Genomic DNA, 16,832 nt, shown 5'->3' with positions numbered 1-16,832 from the left:
ATAAGGTCGTTTTTAATGCTTTATCTGTTTGTGTGATTTATAGATAAAGATAATTATAGCAAGGAAGATAAGGGAGAGCAGTACTATTGATGACATGGGAAGCATTTGGGCAGAACATGCTGTAAGATACAATATAACTACCATTAGTATGGGCATAATGGTACGGATAGCCTTTGGATAGCTCTTTCTTCGACTTTGTTCGCTCAATAGACTTGTGTCGTATGGGTGCTTCTCTTGGTTGATAATCAGCAAGAAGACGATTATTGAAATAGCTGGATGTGCCAATATAAGATACTTAGGACCATAGCTGTCTGCCTCTCCACTAATGTTCCAATGTAGGATAATCGTCTCAGGTCCATTCAGAACACAATATAACGCAATTATTGTAATAGCAATAATAATGGCTAATGATAAGATTTTACTTTTCATATTATGATTGTTGTTTACGTTAGAAGATTCAGTTCTCATGACAAAAATACAATTTATTTTGTAAAATACAAAGCAAATACACCTTTTGTTATATAAGCCTTAATTTTGTATTTGCTTCTGAAAGTCAAGCTCCTAAGCACATCAGTTAAGTTTGTTTTTAGTAGTATAGCTTGTTCTTAATAATAAGTTGGTTTTATTTTGGTAGTATATTCCAACGTGTTTATTACTCCGCACCAATGGTGCTCACTATTAACACCATTGGTGCTAAGCCTTAGCACGATAGGTGTTGGATAGTGATACATCGGTTAATGAGGATGAAAGTGAGGCATTAAGATTATAATTATGAGGGCGTAAGATACTAATACGTATATGAGAAGGTATAGCAAGCTGTACGAATAGGTATAAAAAAGAGGCTCCTCCATAATGAAGAAGCCTCTTTACATATGTTATATAGTGTTTTAACTATATCCGTTTAATCTGTGGATTAGGCGATTATGCCTCCTCGCTCCAGTCCTCCTGAGTCTTGCGAACATAGCTCTTGTAACGGAGCTTAGCCATATCCTCACAAGCCTTGAAGAGCTCCTCGCCCTCATTTGGATAAGCTTTGAGGACAGAGAGGAAACGAACCTCACTGTGAAGGAAGTCTTGGAACTTATCCCATTCTGGTTCCTTAGAATCGAGTGAGAATGGGTTCTTACCCTCTTCAGCCAACAGTGGGTTGTAACGCCAGAGCTGCCAGTAACCACAAGCAACAGCATTTGCTTCCTGAGCCTGGCTACGACCCATACCGCCCTTCACCTTCAAACCATGGTTGATACATGGAGAGTAAGCGATGATGAGTGATGGTCCAGGATATGCCTCAGCCTCACGGATAGCCTTCAATGTCTGTGCATTGTCAGCACCCATAGCAATCTGAGCTACGTAAACATAACCGTATGTAGTTGCCATCAAACCGAGGTCCTTCTTGCGGATACGCTTACCCTTAGCTGCGAACTGAGCAATAGCACCGAGTGGAGTAGACTTAGAACTCTGACCACCAGTGTTAGAGTAAACCTCAGTATCAAGAACTAAGATGTTAACGTCCTCACCAGAAGCGATAACGTGGTCGAGACCACCGTAACCGATATCGTAAGAAGCACCGTCACCACCAATAATCCACTGGCTGCGCTTAACGAGATAGTGGTCGAGTGTCTTCAGCTCTGCACATACAGGGCATCCCTTTTCAGCACCAGCAGCGATCAATGGCTTCAGCTTAGCAGCAGCAACTTTAGATGCATCAGCATCATTCATGTTATCAAGCCACTCCTGAGCAGCCTCCTTGAATTCTGCAGGTGTATGGTCGTTAGCCATAGATTCGTTAAGAAGTACAGCGATACGCTCGCGCATCTTCTTATTACCCATAGCCATACCCATACCAAACTCACAGAAGTCCTCGAACAGTGAGTTATTGAATGCAGGACCATGACCTTCCTCATTAGTTGTGTAAGGAGTAGAAGGAACTGAAGCAGAGTAGATTGAAGAACAACCAGTAGCATTAGCAATCATCTCACGATCACCGAAGAGCTGTGAAACAAGCTTAACGTATGGAGTCTCACCACAACCAGCACAAGCACCAGAGAACTCGAACAAAGGTTGAGCGAACTGAGAATTCTTAGCATTTGACTTGATGTCTACCAAGTTCTGCTTGCTCTTAACGTTCTTAACGAGGTAATTCCAGTTAGCTGCACGGTGGTTAGCCTCTTCCTCTCCAGCAACGAACTGAGTCATAGAAAGAGCCTTGTTACCCTTCTTACCTGGACATACATCGGCACAGTTGCTACAACCTGTACAGTCGAGAACTGACACCTCAATACGGAACTGCATTCCCTTGAGCTGCTTTGGAGCGATGACGTCGAGTGTCTCTTCGTTGAAGTTAGCCTTCTCAGCCTCATCCAATACGAATGGACGAATACAAGCGTGAGGACAAACGTATGAACACTTGTTACACTGGATACAGTTCTCTGCATCCCACTTTGGAACGAAGGTAGCAACACCGCGCTTGTCGAAAGCTGCTGTACCTACTGACCATGTACCGTCAACAGTACCATGATTAACGAAGTCAGAAACCTTCAAGAGGTCACCTGCCTGTGCGTTCATTGGACGAACAAGTTCCTTAACGAATGCTGGTGCATCGTCTACCTTAGCATCGTCATCAGAGAGGTTAGCCCATGCTGGGTCAACAGTTAATTGCTTGTACTCGTTACCACGGTCAACAGCTGCGAAGTTCTTATCTACAACGTCCTGCCCCTTCTTACTGTAACTCTTAACGATGAACTTCTTCATCTGTTCAACAGCAAGGTCGAGAGGAATTACCTCAGTAATACGGAAGAATGCAGACTGGAGGATAGTATTGGTACGGTTGCCAAGACCAATCTCCTGTGCAATCTTAGTAGCGTTGATATAGTAAACGCTGATATTGTTCTTTGCGAAGTAACGCTTAACCTTATTAGGAATGAAGTGTACAAGTTCCTCACCATCAAAGATAGTGTTCAACAAGAATGTACCATTCTTACGCAAACCACGTGTAACGTCGTACATGTTCAAGTAAGCCTGAACGTGACAAGCTACGAAGTTAGGTGTATTTACCTGATAAGTAGAACGGATTGGATTATCACCGAAGCGGAGGTGAGAACAAGTGAAACCACCAGACTTCTTAGAGTCGTATGAGAAGTAAGCCTGACAGTACTTATTAGTGTTGTCACCGATAATCTTTACTGAGTTCTTGTTAGCACCAACGGTACCGTCAGCACCAAGACCATAGAACTTAGCCTCGTATGTGCTTTCACCACCCAATGGAATCTCCTCAACCTCTGGGAGAGAAGTGAAGGTTACGTCATCAACGATACCTACAGTGAAGTGATTCTTTGGCTCTGGCAGCTCGAGGTTGTCATAAACAGCGATAATCTTAGCTGGTGTTGTATCTGAAGAACCGAGACCATAACGACCACCAACGATCAATGGCTTGTTCTCAACATCATAGAATGCACTCTTAACATCGAGGTACAATGGCTCACCCTCTGCACCTGGCTCCTTAGTACGGTCAAGAACTGCGATACGCTTAACAGACTTTGGTACTGCAGCGAGCAAATGCTTAACTGAGAATGGACGATAGAGGTGTACAGCTATCATACCAACCTTCTTGCCCTGAGACATCAAGTAGTCGATAGCCTCACGAGCTGCCTCAGTTGCTGAACCCATCAAGATGATGATGTTCTCTGCATCCTTAGCACCATAGTAATCGAAGAGGTGATACTCACGACCTGTAATCTTTGAGATTTCGCCGAGATAGTGTTCAACAACCTCTGCTACATTCTCGTAAGCACTGTTAGATGCCTCACGATGTGTGAAGAATGTCTCAGGGTTCTCAGCTGTACCACGAACTACTGGACGCTCTGGAGTCATTGCACGATCGCGGAAACGCTTAATATCTTCCTCGTCAACCAATGGACGGATATCTTCCTGGTCAAGGCACTCAATCTTATGATACTCGTGTGATGTACGGAAACCATCGAAGAAGTTGATGAATGGTACTGATGTCTTCAATGAAGCAAGGTGAGGAACTGCAGAGAGGTCCATAACCTCCTGAACAGAACCTGAACAGAACATAGCGAAACCTGTCTGACGGCAAGCCATTACGTCCTGGTGGTCACCGAAGATACAAAGAGCGTGACTTGCGAGTGTACGTGCTGAAACGTTGAATACACATGGCAAAAGTTCACCAGCAATCTTATACATGTTAGGAATCATCAAGAGAAGACCCTGTGATGCGGTGAAGGTTGTCGTGAGAGCACCAGACTGCAGTGAACCATGTACGGCACCAGCTGCGCCACCCTCTGACTGCATCTCCTGAACGCTTACTGTCTGACCCCAAAGGTTCTTACGACCACGTGCTGACCACTCGTCTACGTGCTCAGCCATTGGAGATGATGGAGTGATAGGATAGATAGCTGCTACCTCAGAGAACATGTAGCTCACGTGAGCAGCGGCCTCGTTACCATCACAAGTGATAAACTTCTTTTCTTTAGCCATTTTGAAATTTATTAAATGAATATTGTTATAATGTTTTTGGTCTTGCCTAATATAGGAAACCTATTAGCCAAAGTGGTACTTGATTGTCTTTTCCCACCTCAGTATTGTATATAGTATAGGTTGTGTCTGTGCTAAATCGCTTTTTAGTCTTTCCAGTATCACATACCTTAAACTTTTCTTTTTGATTGATAATATATGTGCCTTGTTTATTACCTTCATTTACCAAGCATACCTCTTGTAACGCATTTACAAAGAATGTCTCCATGAGTTGCTGTTCGTCAAGTTGGATGGGGTAGATGGCATATATCAAGTTAGAGTTCTGTAACATAACCTTTGCTGGCTTTTTCGGAAACTCTTGTCCTACTGGATATACAAGGTTGATAAGTCGTGCATCAGCAAGATTTTTGATATAGTTCATTACCGTAGCACGGCTTGTGTTGATATCTTTAGCAAGGTTGCTGATGTTTGGAGCCTTAGGGCCTTCCAAGGCAAGAAGGTAAAATAGCTTTTTAATCTTGGTCAGATATTTCAAGTCTATTTGTTTGATGAGAAGGATATCTACCTCTGTCATCATATTCATCGTCTTCAGTAGATTCTCTGAGAAGTTACGATGTTCTAAGAAGAAGGGATAAAAGCCGTGGTGAATATAGTCTGCAAAGTACTTCATCGGGCTAACCTTTGAGAGAATATGTCTTGTTATCTCCTCGTGGTTGTTTATAATATCCTTTAATGTATAAGGCTCAAACTGTTGGTTTGTTTGTAAATTCAAGTATTCGCGAAAAGAGAAACCTCTCAAGTTATAGCTCTTTACAATGCCATTAAGTTCAGGGTTTTCTTCTTTCAGTCTCATGACACTTGAGCCTGTGAAAACTATCTTCAACTCAGGATAATTGTCATAGCATTGACGGAGTTCATGACTCCAGTCAGGCTGCTTGAATACTTGGTCAATCAACAAGACTTTTCCACCATGACGATAAAATTCGCCAGCGAAGTCTGCTATACCTCTGCCTTGGAAGTAAAAGTTGTTCATGTTTACATAAAGGCATTGGCAATCAGTAGCGCCGTAACGCTCTTTGGCATATTGTAGGAGGAAGGTCGTTTTACCTACGCCTCGCGTACCCTTGATGCCGATGAGCCGGTCGTCCCAATTAATCTCATCCATGAGACGACGACGCACTGGGGCATTTACATGCTCCACCAAGTAAGTATGCGTGCGAAAGAATGCGTCCATCTTGTTCCCGTTATATATAATATTATCCACATGCAAAGTTACTATTAATTTCTTTAATTTGCAAACTATAGATAGCAAAAAATGATTTTTTTGTTTTTATTTTGTGTTATATTTGGTTTGATGTACCTTTGCACAGCATTAACAAAGGATTTCGATGACATTACACGTATTTAACCCCGAACATGATATAGCGTTAGCTTATGATAACAAGTATTTTACGGCTCCGCACGCAGGTAGGCAGCTTCGCAATGATTTAGATTACCTACCTGTTCTGTGGGCAGAAGAAGGTGATTATGTACTTGTGGAAAACGTATGTTCTGCTCAGCAGCATGCGTCTCGTCTTCAGCGTTATGGTAAGCAGGTGAATTTTGTTGATAAGAATGGTGTAGAGCGTCTATCAGATCAGATTGATAAGGTTTTGCCATGGGGATGGGATTCTTCTATTAAGTTTCAGTTGGAGCAGATGGGTGTTAAACCATCTATACTTCCTGATGATGAGGCTCTTGCGAATATACGAAGACTTAGTACTCGTCAGTTCTCTTCTTCTGTATTAAAGGAACTACAAGAGAGCTTTGTTCATCCTATTTTACTTGGTAAGTCGTCCTATGTTGATAGTATTGTAGAGTTAGAAAGTATTCTTCAGAGTTTGGGTAAGGCTGTGATAAAGGCTCCGTGGAGTAGCAGTGGGAGAGGAGTGCGCTATGTTGATACTATCTTGGATGCTGCCTTGGCTAATTGGTCTAAGAATGTGATAAAGATGCAAGGCGGTATAATGATAGAGCCTTATTACAATAAGGTGAAGGATTTTGGTGTAGAATTTTATGCGGATGCGGATGGAGTCCATTACGCAGGACTATCAGTATTCCATACTGTTAACGGTGCATATGTAGGTAATAGCCTTGCAGGTGAAGCTGAGAAACATTCTACTCTGTCTACTTATGTGTCGAATGAACTGTTACATGATGTTATTTCAGCTTTGGAACAGTTGCTAACCAATCATTTGCGAGGTGTTTATAGTGGTCCTTTAGGCGTTGATATGATGATTGTTGCTGCAGAAGATGGTTTTATGCTTCACCCTGTAGTTGAGATTAACTTGAGACGCACGATGGGACATGTTGCCTTGTCTTTATCTACTTGGGAAGAACTCCATAATAGAATGATGCGAATAGATTATGATGGTTCTCATTATCATCTTCATATAGTTCACAAAGATAGATAATATTTGTACTTGAATAATCGCTTATAGAAGAGTGTGTGAAGTCATATTAGATCTTTATTTGTGATGTGTTAGCCTGCAACACAACTTGTGTTTACCCTCCGCACGAATGGTGTTAGGGCTCCGCACCATATGTGTTGGGCTGCAGATATCATTAAATAAAGTGGGATAGAAGACACCAATTGTCATTAATTACACTTTAGTAGGATGTTAATGACAATCTTATATAAGAAATGTTTACCAAGAAAGGTATTTAACAATAACATTCCCAAGATGTTGCGAACTTGTTTTTACTTACAAATTCAGACTTATTCAGCTATAAATAGCTGAATAAGACGTAGACGTTTGACCTTTTGTTCGTTAAAGAAATAATAGGCTTAGTTGTGATACATCCAGTAAGCCAAGCCAACAACTGCTAAGGCAAAGAATGTCATAACAATCTTCATTACCTTATTAAAAGCCTTACGACGGCGTGCTGCCGATGAAGAAGGAGGTTTGATTCCTCCTGTCTGATAGTCGATGTGCTGATGTCTTGTCATGTTTTAGAGTTTGTACGAGGATGTTTTATCGTGCAATACATACAACCCTCGTTTGTTAATGTCTGTTTATTCGAACATCGGCAAAGATATAAAAAAACACGGATACAACCTAATGTATCCGTGATTTTCTTTAATTTTTCTTTATTTTAAAACCGGAAACTTAATTCTAAGTCAAGCATTGAATAGTTTGGTTTACCTGTACTATTCATAGAGCGGTCATGAACATAAGAATAAATACCACTCAATGCAAGGTTTTTGGTGAACTTATAGTCAAGTCCTAAGTCGTATTGTGTACGCTGCTTTTCAGCACCATCAGATGGCTGATACATATCGTAACGTGCCTTGGCATGTAGCTTCTTAGGAATGATAGGCGCAATGACTAAAGCATAAACACCCTGAGCTTTGTCTCCATCTGCACTAAGACTGCAGTCTGTAGCTGCCGAAGCATCTGTGTTGCTCAGTGCTTTAGCGAAGGCATTACCAGTAGAGTGTACGTATTCAGAGCGTATGGTCCAATCGTTAACTTTGTATTCTGCAGAGAAGGCATAGCGACGTTGTTGCAGACTGCGTACACCTTTTTGTGTTGCACCAGTATCATCAAGCCATGTTCCCTTGCGAGCATACGAACCAGTCCATCCGAACCAGCCTAAGCGCATGCCTTCAACAGGCATAACCCATACGCCACCAATAATATTCTTCTGTTGGTCAACATCTCTTACGTTGATACCTTGACCGTCGAATACACCTACCTGATAGTGAACAAGATTTCTACCTGCACCTGTCTTTAGGAAATCTCCTTGAATCTGTACACCAATGTCACGTCCATTAGATGGATGTGCACCAGCTCGGTCAGAGAAACTTGCTAATTTCTGAACTCCTTGTGCTACACTCATAAATCCCTGATCAATAGGATGGATAGGGTTGTCAAAAGTGAATGGATTCTTAAACTGTCCTGCTTTAACACGGAAGAAATCATACTTTTGCCATTCAATAAAGAGGTCTACTAATCGTGGTGATGCGCCCAATGTAGATGTGTTTCCGTTGAACTGTAACTGTGCTTTCCAAGCCCAATCTTCAAGGATACGACCATCAAGTGATACACGGCCTAAGCGGAGGTTGAAACTGTTTGACTTGTTGTTGTTCATACCATTGTATTGGTACTGAACGATACCGAAGCCAGACAATTTCACGTTATTAATCCACTTTGGTGCTTCCTGTGCTTTACCGAGAAGTGAGCATAGCATCATTGCTGATAGGATAATTGTTTTTCTCATAACTCTATGAATTTAGGTAATGATAATATTTTAGGTTTATAACTCGGCTGTTAATGATGCAAAGGTAGTATTTTATTATATAAGTTCAAAATTATATTCTCGTTTTCTATAGATCTCGTTATCTAATCTTGTTCTTGATTCTTTCCATATATTATTCTTTAATTTTCCTCTTATTTTAATATTTCATTCTTTTATTCTTGCATTATTCCAATATTTATTATTACCTTTGCGCCCAGTTAAACGAAAATTAACGCATAATAATAACAAAATGAGAATAACAAAGCATCTTAATATGACAACTTCTTACGCAGGTGCCTTATATAATAAAGGTGTAAATGCTGTTGTTGTTGTACCTGTTGCTTGCAATAAACTTTGCATGAAAGATGCTTTAACAGAAAAAGATGAGAAAAATATATCAAATTATTTGGTAGTTCCAAATAATTTTATACTCTCTCTCTCTCTCTCTCTCTCTCTCTCTCTCTCTCTCTCTCTCTAGTAGAGCAGGTGTAACTACTTTTATTTTCTTTCACGCATACGCGCGCGAGGCGAATCGCGTGCAAACGAGTAAACAAAGGACTTTTCGTAAGTTTCCTTTGTTATTTTTTGTGCTTGTTTCCGAACTGTCTAAAGAGCAGAATAAGGAAACCCTAACCACTGATTTTACCGTAACAGATAATTGTAATTCTCTCATAATATTTTGTTTTCTCTCGTTGATTTCTCGGGCAGGTAGCAGTAACACGCTATCTGCCTGTAGAGAGGGAGAGGGCAAGCGGTTAGGAGAGTTATTAGGATGTATATAATAAAAGGTGAGCAACGAAGCCACATAATAGAGAGTAGATAATAACTATTTTAATCAAATCAAAAAGATGATGAAAACAAAAGAAAGAAAAGTCTATCTTGCGCCACAGTGCCAGATAGCACACATGAATGAAGAAACTAACCTTATGGCTACCTCTTTCCCTAGCCAGCACAATCCAGGACATCACGCTTCGGGTCCTTCAAGTGCTAAAGCTGTAGCCTCATGGGAAGATTTAGAAGAAAGCAGTAAACGAACTTCTTCATCATGGGAAGACTAAATGAGAGTTATTAAACAAAATTAGAATCACAAAGAAGAAACAGACAATGAAAAAGAAATTATTAAAGCCGCGCTTGCTATCGTTTGCAGCTTTCTGCGGACTCGTTTTGGCGTTTTCATCGTGCGCTAATGAAGATATTGCGCAAAAGACACCAAGTACAGGCAACGAGAATGACAAGAACCTCACTACGTTCATTGCAGGTGATGAGGCTAAGACCCGCACTTCAATGGACTACACCAGTGGTGATTTCTATTGGGAGGCTGGAGACTATATTTATGTAAAGGATGATGACGGTACATGGCGGAAGAGTAGTAATGCCCCAACCTCCAAGGTTGCTTCGTTCCAATTCAAGGTGCCAGGTAAGTTTAATAACAGTGCTACCTATAAGGTTTATTATCCAGGTAGGAATGGTAGTAATAACCAGGTAAACATCCCAGCTACTCAGACACAAACAGCACCAAATATCACCACTCACTTTGGTGTATCTGGTGACTGCGGTACAGCCGATGCATCAGGTACTGTAGGAGGCAGTGTCTTTAATTTTCGTCTCGATCATCAGGCAGCCTATCTTGTTTTCCAGCCTTACACAAGTAATACCGTGTTGAATAGCTGCTATCTAAGAAAAATTGAAGTAATTTCTGATAATGACATCACTCATACTTATACGCTTGATCCGTCAACTGGTGAGCTGACTGGTACAGGTACGGGTAAGAATATAGTCTTGACGACAGGTGGCTGGAGTAGTAGTAGTAATCCTAATGGCTTCCCATTGACCAATACCTCTGCCAGCCTAGCAACAAACGGAGCTTATATGATTATCAAGCCAGGTACACATTCATTAAAAATACGTTATTGGGTAAAGGATTTCGGAACTAACGTGGAGGGAACAATCACTAAGAATATAGGTTCTTTCACTTATGCTAAGAACACTTACTACGATATGAAAGCCAATCTTAATATACGTGATTACGATGGCGATCATTACTATATGTGGGATGCCCAGAAGCAATACTGGTATGGTCATGAATGGAATAAGGGTGGTAGTCAGGCAACAGTTAAAGATCAGTATGGTGGTGGTGAGCCTTATTACATGACAGAACCTCGTTGGGCTAATACACTTCATCCTTGTCCTGACGCTCAGACTACTTACTTTAAAACTATTCCTAATGCTAATGAGTTAAGTTGGTATGTCGTATATGGTGACCCTTGTTGGGATAGTGATGAACTATGGACATCAATGGGTCGCTTATATAAGAGTGGTGTTTGGTTTAAGAAAAAGTCGGTATTACAAGCAGAAGGACATTATAATACTGCGTATAGTGCTGACGGAGTAACCAATTTAAGCACAACACCTGGGGGCTATCTCGGGAGCAATGGTAGATTTGCAACTGATATTTCCCCTGCTGATGCAAACAATTACTTCTTCCTACCAACATTGGGTGAATATATTGGTGGTTGGCTTAAACGTATTGGTGAGGTTGGTTACTTTTGGTCGTCTAATTCTTATCCAGCTTCCCACGAGCGTTCATACTACCTACTGTTTCATTATAATCGTATACAGTTACTCTATGAGTACCGTTACTACGGTCTAAGGGGACAATCATTCTCGGATTTCGGTGATAATTAGTGCGAAAAATATTTACAAATATAAGGATGTTTATGTGCTTTTGTAATATATTGATTATCAATGCGTTATAAAACAGGCTATCTTGGTATAGGACTAAGGGTACCTCGGTCCTATACTGAGATACCCTTAGTCCTATACCGAGGTACCCTGAGAATAGGGGTGAGACTATCTTAATTAAGAAAATAATTTACAAACTATATTTATCAACTTTAAAATATTAATATTATGGCATTTTTCAAAAAAGTAAAGAAAAAGATTACAGGCTTGTGGTATCCACAGGTAGTGACGGTTGGAAAACCTGTAACAACAGATCAGGTGGCGGACCGCTTGGCATTGATTTCGACGGTGAGCCGTGGTGACACGTATGCTGTGTTAAAGGATCTTGGCGGTGTGATGGCTTCCTTTATGGCCGAGGGTCGCACGGTGAAACTGGAGGGCGTAGGTACGTTTTATTATACTATCAACGCCGATAAGGGTATCGCGAAGCCTGAAGAAGTGACAGCAAAGCAGATCAAGGGTGTGCGTGTTCGCTTTATTCCTGAATCATCGCGCACGCAGAACAACAAGGTTGCCACTCGTTCGTTGGTTTCTGAAACAATCTACTGGGAGGAGTGGAAGGATGAGAAAGAAAAGAAGGAAAAGGAAAAGAAAGAGAAGGAAGGAGGAGGACCAGAGGCGGGGTAACACCTCACCCCCAGCCCCTCTCCAAGAGGAGAGGGGAGATGAAAACACTACTAAGATGGTGGTGAAAGATGATGAAGGCTTGGGTGTTGATTAAGGATAAATGAAAAAGAGTTCGCAAACTTTCTAAACCGTTTGCGAACTCTTTTTGATTGAGTAAATCAGGGAATGAAGACGGGAGGGTATAAAGACATATGCTCCTATGGAATGTTTTAAGAAAGGGTAACATAAGAACGTAAGGCTTAAGTGATAGAGCTTTAGAAAGAATAAGTGTTACCCTGTCTTAAAAGTAGGTTTCTATATCATTGCCTCTTTTCCAATAAAACGACGTTCTCGACGTGTGGTGTATGTGGGAACATATCTACTGGTTGAACAGCAGCTACCTTATAGTCGACATCAAGTAGTGCAAGGTCGCGTGCCTGTGTTGCAGGATTACAACTAACATAGACAATTCGCTTTGGACTTGCACCGAGGATAACGTTTACAACGTCTGGATGCATACCAGCACGTGGAGGGTCAGTGATGATAACGTCCGGACGTCCATGCTCGCTGATAAAGTCCTCTGTAAGAATGTCTTTCATGTCACCTGCATAGAAGAGCGTGTTGTCAATCTTGTTGACCTCTGAGTTAACCCTTGCATCTTCTATTGCCTCTGGAACATATTCAATACCAATTACTTTCTGAGCTTTTTTTGCGACGAAGTTTGCAATTGTACCCGTACCCGTATAGAGGTCATATACAAGTTCGTTACCTGTAAGGTTGGCAAATTCGCGTGCAACAGAATAGAGGTGATATGCCTGTTCGGTATTGGTCTGGTAGAAACTCTTTGGACCCACCTTGAATCTTAAGTCTTCCATCGTTTCAAAGATGTGGTCGTTGCCTTTGAAGAGTGTAAGTTCAAGGTCGTTGAAAGTATCGTTACCTTTCTGATTATCAACGTAGAAGAGCGAAGAAATTTGTGGAAAACGGTCTGCAATATGCTGCATTAATGCCTTTGCACGCTCATCGTCTCCCTCCTCGTCATAGTGGAACTGTACAAGTACCATCCATTCGCCTGTATTAGAGTTGCGCACCATAATATCTCGCAATAAGCCATGTTGTGCACGAATATCGTAGAACTTCATTCCAGTAGAGAGTGCATAGTCGCGTATATCCTTGCGAATCTCGTTGCAGAGGTCGTCCATCAACCAGCATTTCTCTATAGGATATACCTTGTCAAAGGCACCTGTAATATGGAAGCCAATGGCTCCTTCAGCCAAGCCAACGCCTTCTGGTAGAGCTTTTAACTCTTCTTCTGTATACCAACGCTTGTTAGCACAACCAAATTCGAGCTTGTTACGATATTCCTTGGTGTGTACTGAACCCATGATTGAGCGAAACTCAGGGAGCTCAACCTTACCGATACGACTCAGTTGATCATATACTTGCTGTTGCTTTGCTTTCAACTGTTCTTCGTAAGGAAGGTTTTGCCACTTACATCCACCACAGATACCAAAATGTTCACACATAGGTTCCTGACGTACAGTACTTTTACTGATGAATCGAACGACTGTAGCTTCACAATAGCTACGCTTCTTCTTGCGCACCTGAAGGTCAACTACGTCCCCAGGTACAACAAAAGGAACAAAAATAACTTTATCATCAACATGTGCAACACATTTACCTTCGGCTGCCACAGCTTCTATTGTGACATTCTCCAGAATGGGTAATGGCTTTCTTTTTCTACTCATAATCTGTTTTGTATTTCGCTGCAAAGTTACTAAATTTTTCCCGTTTGTAGTCTGCTTGATAGTTTTTATCAAGTCTGTGTTCGCTAACAAAGCAAAAATGTAAGGTGAAGATAGCAATTTTTATAGAAAAGTTTGTTACTTTACCTATTTATTGGTATATTTGCACTATAGAAATAACTAAAATTTATTATCATTTTTAACTTATGAGCGAAAAGAGAGTTTATACCTTTGGTAATGGTAAGGCTGAGGGTAAGGCTGATATGAGAAATCTCCTTGGTGGCAAGGGTGCCAATCTGGCTGAGATGAATCTCATCGGTGTACCTGTTCCTCCAGGTTTCACAATTACCACTGATGTATGTACTGAGTATTATGAGAAAGGTAAAGAAACTGTAGTAGGCTTGCTGAAGGCAGAAGTAGAGAATAGTGTTAAGCATGTAGAGAGCTTGATGAATTCAACCTTCGGTGACCCAGCTAATCCTCTCCTGATGAGTGTACGTTCTGGTGCACGTGCTTCTATGCCAGGTATGATGGATACAATCCTTAACCTTGGTCTTAATGATGCAGTGGTTGCCGGATTAATTGAAAAGACGGGTAACGAGCGTTTTGCTTACGATAGTTACCGTCGTTTTGTACAGATGTACGGTGATGTTGTTTTGGGTATGAAGCCTGTAAACAAGGAAGATATTGATCCATTTGAGGCAATTATCCAGCAGGTTAAGGCTGAGCGTGGAATTAAACTCGACAACGAGATGACTGTTGAAGACTTGAAGCAGCTTGTAGCTCTCTTCAAGAAGGCTATCAAGGAGCAGACTGGTAAGGACTTCCCTGATGATCCAATGGAGCAGTTGTGGGGTGCTATTTGTGCTGTGTTCGATTCATGGATGAACGAGCGTGCTATCCTCTACCGTAAGATGGAGGGTATTCCACAAGAGTGGGGTACAGCAGTAACTGTTCAGGCAATGGTATTCGGTAACATGGGTGAATCATCTGCAACAGGTGTTTGCTTCTCTCGTGATGCTGGTACTGGTGAGAACCTCTTTAATGGTGAGTATCTTATCAATGCACAGGGTGAGGATGTTGTTGCAGGTATTCGTACTCCACAGCAGATTACAAAGGAAGGTTCACTTCGTTGGGCTGCACAGCAAAATATTGACGAAGAAACTCGTGCAACTAAATATCCTTCAATGGAAGAGGCTATGCCTGAGTTGTACAAGCAGCTCTATGCACTCCAAGATAAGTTAGAGAAGCACTATCACGATATGCAGGATATGGAGTTTACAGTACAAGAAGGTAAACTTTGGTTCCTCCAGACTCGTAATGGTAAGCGTACAGGTACTGCAATGGTTAAGATTGCTATGGACCTGCTCCATGAGGGTGAGATTGATGAGAAGACAGCACTTATGCGTTGTGAGCCAAACAAACTCGACGAACTTCTCCACCCAGTATTCGATAAGGAGGCATTGGCTCAGGCACATGTGTTGACACGTGGTTTGCCAGCTTCTCCAGGTGCTGCAAGTGGTCAGGTTGTATTCTTCGCTGACGATGCTACAAAGTGGCACGAGGATGGTCGCCAAGTTATCATGGTTCGTATTGAAACATCTCCAGAGGACCTCGCAGGTATGTCTGCTGCTGAGGGTATCTTGACAGCTCGTGGCGGTATGACTTCACACGCAGCCGTTGTTGCTCGTGGTATGGGTAAGTGCTGTGTCAGTGGTGCTGGTGCAATCATGGTTGACTATAAGGCGCGTACTTTGGAGATTGACGGAACAATTATCCGTGAGGGTGACTATATCTCTTTGAATGGTTCAACAGGTGAAGTTTATCTCGGTGAGGTTAAGACTCGTCCAGCTGAGGTAACAGGTGACTTCGCTGAGTTGATGGATCTTTGTAAGAAGTATAGCAAGTTGGTTGTTCGTACCAACGCAGATACTCCACACGATGCAGAAGTAGCAAGCAACTTCGGTGCTGTTGGTATCGGTCTTTGCCGTACAGAGCACATGTTCTTTGAGAACGAGAAGATTAAGGCTATGCGTGAGATGATTCTCGCAAACACTACTGAGGAGCGTGAGAAGGCACTTGACAAACTCTTGCCTTATCAGAAGCAGGACTTCTACGGTATCTTGAAGTGTATGGACGGTCTACCAGTTAACATCCGTCTGCTCGATCCTCCTTTGCATGAGTTCGTTCCACATGACCTTAAGGGACAGGAAGTCATGGCTGAAGAGATGGGTGTTAGTGTTCAGTTTATTCAGAGTCGTGTAAGTGCACTCTCTGAGAGCAACCCAATGTTGGGCCTTCGTGGTTGCCGTTTGGGTAACACATTCCCAGAGATTACTGCAATGCAGACTAAGGCTATCCTCGGTGCTGCAGTTCAGTTGAAGAAGGAAGGCTTCAATCCTAAGCCAGAGATTATGGTACCATTGGTAGGTATTGTTAATGAGCTGGATATTCAAGAGAACATTATTCGCAAGACTGCAAATAAACTTTTCAAGAAGGAAGGCGTTGAGGTTGAATTCAAGGTGGGTACGATGATTGAGATTCCTCGTGCTGCTTTGACAGCTGATGTTATTGCACAGAAGGCTGAATACTTTAGCTTCGGTACAAATGACTTGACTCAGATGACCTTCGGTTATAGCCGTGACGACATCGCCAGCTTCTTGCCAAGCTACTTAGAGAAGAAGATTCTTGATGTTGACCCATTCCAGGTTCTCGACCAGAAGGGTGTTGGTCAGCTTATCAAAATGGCTGTTGAGAAGGGCCGTGAGACTCGCAAGAACCTCAAGTGTGGTATCTGTGGTGAGCATGGCGGTGAGCCAAGTTCTGTTAAGTTCTGCCATCGTGTAGGTCTTAACTACGTTAGCTGTTCTCCATTCCGCGTGCCTATCGCAAGACTTGCTGCGGCACAAGCAGCGGTGGAAGAAATGTAGATACTTTCTTAGTTTTGATATTTAGGCTGTGAAT

12 protein-coding genes are annotated in these 16,832 nt (G+C 41.9%); 6 read left to right on the top strand and 6 right to left on the bottom strand.

Going from position 1 to position 16,832, the window contains the following annotated elements; all coding sequences use genetic code 11:
* Window positions 1-12 precede the first annotated feature (12 nt).
* From J4861_RS08725 to J4861_RS08715, 3 genes are all read right to left on the bottom strand, one after another.
* Window positions 13-429, bottom strand: a complete 417-nt coding sequence (locus tag J4861_RS08725) for a DUF1648 domain-containing protein (protein WP_249110924.1) — start codon at window positions 427-429, stop codon at window positions 13-15.
* A gap of 492 nt (window positions 430-921) precedes the next feature.
* Window positions 922-4,497 (bottom strand): pyruvate:ferredoxin (flavodoxin) oxidoreductase, encoded by a 3,576-nt coding sequence (gene nifJ / locus J4861_RS08720; protein WP_211817638.1) that lies wholly within the window; start codon window positions 4,495-4,497, stop codon window positions 922-924.
* Between the two features lie 46 nt (window positions 4,498-4,543).
* On the bottom strand, window positions 4,544-5,728 hold the full coding sequence (locus tag J4861_RS08715; protein WP_211817637.1) for an ATP-binding protein: 1,185 nt from the start codon (window positions 5,726-5,728) through the stop codon (window positions 4,544-4,546).
* Window positions 5,729-5,882: 154 nt separating this feature from the next.
* On the opposite strand from J4861_RS08715, the gene J4861_RS08710 reads away from it, so the two are divergent.
* Window positions 5,883-6,947 (top strand): ATP-grasp domain-containing protein, encoded by a 1,065-nt coding sequence (locus J4861_RS08710; protein ID WP_211817636.1) that lies wholly within the window; start codon window positions 5,883-5,885, stop codon window positions 6,945-6,947.
* 374 nt (window positions 6,948-7,321) lie between these two features.
* Here J4861_RS08710 and J4861_RS08705 read toward each other — a convergent pair whose 3' ends face one another.
* Entirely contained in the window at window positions 7,322-7,483 is a 162-nt protein-coding gene (locus J4861_RS08705) for a hypothetical protein (RefSeq protein ID WP_211817810.1), read from the bottom strand.
* A gap of 146 nt (window positions 7,484-7,629) precedes the next feature.
* On the bottom strand, window positions 7,630-8,757 hold the full coding sequence (locus J4861_RS08700) for a porin (protein ID WP_211817635.1): 1,128 nt from the start codon (window positions 8,755-8,757) through the stop codon (window positions 7,630-7,632).
* Window positions 8,758-9,025: 268 nt separating this feature from the next.
* Between J4861_RS08700 and J4861_RS08695 the strand changes: the two genes are divergently transcribed.
* The 4 genes from J4861_RS08695 (at window position 9,026) to J4861_RS08680 (ending at window position 12,144) form a co-directional block, all read left to right on the top strand.
* Window positions 9,026-9,253 (top strand): hypothetical protein, encoded by a 228-nt coding sequence (locus J4861_RS08695; protein WP_211817634.1) that lies wholly within the window; start codon window positions 9,026-9,028, stop codon window positions 9,251-9,253.
* A gap of 370 nt (window positions 9,254-9,623) precedes the next feature.
* On the top strand, window positions 9,624-9,833 hold the full coding sequence (locus J4861_RS08690) for a hypothetical protein (protein WP_249110923.1): 210 nt from the start codon (window positions 9,624-9,626) through the stop codon (window positions 9,831-9,833).
* Window positions 9,834-9,879: 46 nt separating this feature from the next.
* Window positions 9,880-11,460: a hypothetical protein gene (locus J4861_RS08685; RefSeq protein WP_211817633.1), complete on the top strand. Its 1,581-nt coding sequence runs from the start codon at window positions 9,880-9,882 to the stop codon at window positions 11,458-11,460.
* Between the two features lie 225 nt (window positions 11,461-11,685).
* Window positions 11,686-12,144 carry an HU family DNA-binding protein gene (locus J4861_RS08680; RefSeq protein WP_211817632.1) on the top strand — a complete coding sequence of 153 codons (459 nt, stop codon included), beginning with the start codon at window positions 11,686-11,688 and terminating at the stop codon, window positions 12,142-12,144.
* 299 nt (window positions 12,145-12,443) lie between these two features.
* Here the strand turns inward: J4861_RS08680 and rlmD are convergent, their stop codons facing one another.
* A complete protein-coding gene (gene rlmD / locus J4861_RS08675) occupies window positions 12,444-13,871 on the bottom strand; it encodes a 23S rRNA (uracil(1939)-C(5))-methyltransferase RlmD (protein WP_211817631.1) in 1,428 nt (475 codons plus the stop codon).
* A gap of 203 nt (window positions 13,872-14,074) precedes the next feature.
* Between rlmD and ppdK the strand changes: the two genes are divergently transcribed.
* The gene (gene ppdK / locus J4861_RS08670; RefSeq protein ID WP_211817630.1) at window positions 14,075-16,798 is read left to right on the top strand and encodes a pyruvate, phosphate dikinase; all 2,724 of its coding nucleotides are present in this window, start codon (window positions 14,075-14,077) and stop codon (window positions 16,796-16,798) included.
* Window positions 16,799-16,832 lie beyond the last annotated feature (34 nt).

The sequence above is a fragment of the Prevotella melaninogenica genome (assembly GCF_018127925.1).
In the GTDB taxonomy this organism is placed as follows: domain Bacteria; phylum Bacteroidota; class Bacteroidia; order Bacteroidales; family Bacteroidaceae; genus Prevotella; species Prevotella melaninogenica_C.
The sequence above is the reverse complement of the archived record's forward strand: the minus strand, read 5'-3'. Positions and strand labels throughout refer to the sequence as shown.

Coding starts and splice junctions, on each gene's coding strand:
- J4861_RS08725 (WP_249110924.1), bottom strand. CDS start 429: ATGAAAAGTAAAATCTTATCATTAGCCATTATTATTGCTATTACAATA.
- nifJ (WP_211817638.1), bottom strand. CDS start 4,497: ATGGCTAAAGAAAAGAAGTTTATCACTTGTGATGGTAACGAGGCCGCT.
- J4861_RS08715 (WP_211817637.1), bottom strand. CDS start 5,728: ATGGACGCATTCTTTCGCACGCATACTTACTTGGTGGAGCATGTAAAT.
- J4861_RS08710 (WP_211817636.1), top strand. CDS start 5,883: ATGACATTACACGTATTTAACCCCGAACATGATATAGCGTTAGCTTAT.
- J4861_RS08705 (WP_211817810.1), bottom strand. CDS start 7,483: ATGACAAGACATCAGCACATCGACTATCAGACAGGAGGAATCAAACCT.
- J4861_RS08700 (WP_211817635.1), bottom strand. CDS start 8,757: ATGAGAAAAACAATTATCCTATCAGCAATGATGCTATGCTCACTTCTC.
- J4861_RS08695 (WP_211817634.1), top strand. CDS start 9,026: ATGAGAATAACAAAGCATCTTAATATGACAACTTCTTACGCAGGTGCC.
- J4861_RS08690 (WP_249110923.1), top strand. CDS start 9,624: ATGATGAAAACAAAAGAAAGAAAAGTCTATCTTGCGCCACAGTGCCAG.
- J4861_RS08685 (WP_211817633.1), top strand. CDS start 9,880: ATGAAAAAGAAATTATTAAAGCCGCGCTTGCTATCGTTTGCAGCTTTC.
- J4861_RS08680 (WP_211817632.1), top strand. CDS start 11,686: ATGGCATTTTTCAAAAAAGTAAAGAAAAAGATTACAGGCTTGTGGTAT.
- rlmD (WP_211817631.1), bottom strand. CDS start 13,871: ATGAGTAGAAAAAGAAAGCCATTACCCATTCTGGAGAATGTCACAATA.
- ppdK (WP_211817630.1), top strand. CDS start 14,075: ATGAGCGAAAAGAGAGTTTATACCTTTGGTAATGGTAAGGCTGAGGGT.